This is a genomic window from Flavobacterium agri (assembly GCF_013401995.1).
In the GTDB taxonomy this organism is placed as follows: domain Bacteria; phylum Bacteroidota; class Bacteroidia; order Flavobacteriales; family Flavobacteriaceae; genus Flavobacterium; species Flavobacterium agri.
Window position 1 is genome coordinate 1 of the sequence record NZ_JACBJI010000021.1, and the last position, 2,237, is coordinate 2,237.

The following is a 2,237-nucleotide window of genomic DNA, read 5'->3' on the forward strand; positions in this document are numbered from 1 at the left end:
TTCCATAACTTCGTTCGCGTTCAGCGGAGAATACAATCTCCGGTTTCCGCACCGGCGGTTACAGGCCTAACGTTACCAGAAAATGTAGAAGCAATCTCGTTAGAATGAAACATATTTTTCTATTAATCAATCTCGTTTACGGTTGCTGTTTCTCGCAACATTTATTTGGAAAATTATGACATACAAAAAGTTGATAATGCGATTTGTGGTGTTTTTCAGTTTGTTGATGCCAGTTCTAGTGCTTCAAGAGCAACTTTGCCAATCATTACAACTAAAGAAAATTTGTCAGAATTAATGAGAACGTTGCCTAAGTTGCGTGGAAAGAAAAAAGAATATTCCGATTATTGGGTTTTAGGAATTATGGGTTTTGATTCAAAAAATTTGACAGATTTCGATAAGAAAAATATCGAAGTATTTTATAGCAAAATCCAAAAATACAGAGCCGATAATAATTTATCTGCATATTCTGCGGAGCAACTTTCGAACCTAACTTTAATAACATCGGAGAAATCAGAAATATGCAAACGTGTTAATTGTACATCTTCTGGTAACCGCCGCTAATTTCGATTGCGGCAAGCGGACTAAGTTTACGAGTCATTCTTTAATTTCGTACTTTTCGGCGGAGAGTACTCTCTCCGAAACGGCCGCAACCGAAATTAGCGGCCTCACGTTACCAGTTATGCCAAATACTACTAAAAATGAAGTATATATTCGTATCTATCCTTTTAATCTCACTGAACATTTCTTTTTCTCAAAATCAAGACGACAATAAAATCATCATAGATAATTTGCTTAAAGACGGCAGTTACGGAGATGGTGAATTAAGGATAATTCCAAAACTTGAAAAAAAAATAGTGGAATTTGAACTTGAAAATTTGAAAAACAATAAAGAATTCTTTAGTCCTATTGACAAGTCAGACCGCATTTCTATTACAAAAGAAGAACAGAAAAAGATAATCCAAGAAATACAGATGCAATATGGTAAAACTTTGGACACAAAACTATTTAGCTCAAATAAATGGATAAGTATTGACTACATCAAATCTTATCTTGAAGAAAAAACCGAATACAATAATAGCAACCGAGTTATGATGATCTCCAAACCTGTTTATATCAGAAATAACACAATTTGTGTTGTATATTTTATGCATTTATGTTGCGGTTCCGGAGGTCAAACAAGCTTGTGGTTCTACAAAAAAGAAAATGGAAATTGGGATAAATGGATTCCTATAAGTCAAGGTCTGTTTTGAAGGCACAACTGGTAACAGCGGCTCTTCGCTACCGCTGGTTCACGTTAGCGGGAACGAACTTTTTCTTAACTTCGTTTCCATTCGGTGGAGAGTACTCTCTCCAATAGGCCGCGGCAGCAAAGAAGCCGCCGAACGTTACTGTCCAGCCATCGAGTAACCGCATAATTGTTGGAACGAAAAGCAAACTTAAGCAGGACGTGCTACTGTTGTAGAATATCTTTGTGTTTGTGGCCGAGACAGTAACAGCAGCTCTTTGCCATCGCTGTTTCTGTGGTTAGGGAAACTCTTTTTCACTAACTTCGTTTTCGGCTTCGGAGAGTGCTCTCTCCGAAAGCTGCGACGGCAAAGAAGCTGCCGAACGTTGGCTGCAATACTAAAATAGAGGAATAGAATATGATATGTCTTAAAAACATAATTTTTGCAATTTGTGCCACTATAAGTTTAACGTGTTGGGGACAAAAAAATAAACAATTTGATCTTTCGACATCGAAGAAATCATTTGAAACACTTAGTTTACTTCTAAGTATAAGAGATACTATCAACTTGAAAAGTATTGTAACAGAATCTGCTTATGAAGGCTTTCATTTTGGAAATATTGACGAACTTGAAAATCTAGGAAAAAGTTGGTTGACGAAAGACATCCACGTTATTAAATCCTCTATTGATATGGAAATCATTAAAGTCGATGACTATGCTGTTCCAATCTGTTTTATAAAAGAACTTAATTCAAATGAATGGAAATTTTCAAAATTTGTATTTATACCTGAATAAGAAAAGTACTGCAGCCAACCGCCGCTAATTTCGATTGCGGCAAGTGGACTAAGTTTACGAGCCGATATTAATTTCGTACTTTTCGGCGGAGAGGACTCTCTCTGAAACGCCGCAATCGAAATTAGCGGCCTAACGTTACTGTCCATTTGCAACGTATTATTTCTTTTTCGCTTGCAGCGAAAGGCTTCGCCAAACATTTCCTTACTAAATTTCCGT

Annotated in this window: 3 protein-coding genes; 2 read left to right on the plus strand and 1 reads right to left on the minus strand. The window is 36.6% G+C overall.

The features are described from left to right. The first annotated feature begins 165 nt into the window (after nt 1–165). The gene (locus tag HZF10_RS17740) at nt 166–561 is read left to right on the plus strand and encodes a hypothetical protein (protein ID WP_176007584.1); all 396 of its coding nucleotides are present in this window, start codon (nt 166–168) and stop codon (nt 559–561) included. A 137-nt stretch (nt 562–698) separates the two neighbouring features. Continuing rightward, complete coding sequence (locus HZF10_RS17745) at nt 699–1,250, plus strand: hypothetical protein (protein ID WP_176007585.1); 552 nt, start codon at nt 699–701, stop codon at nt 1,248–1,250. A gap of 689 nt (nt 1,251–1,939) precedes the next feature. Here HZF10_RS17745 and HZF10_RS17970 read toward each other — a convergent pair. Continuing rightward, on the minus strand, nt 1,940–2,237 hold a 298-nt coding region (locus tag HZF10_RS17970; RefSeq protein WP_217703410.1), incomplete at its 5' end, for a hypothetical protein.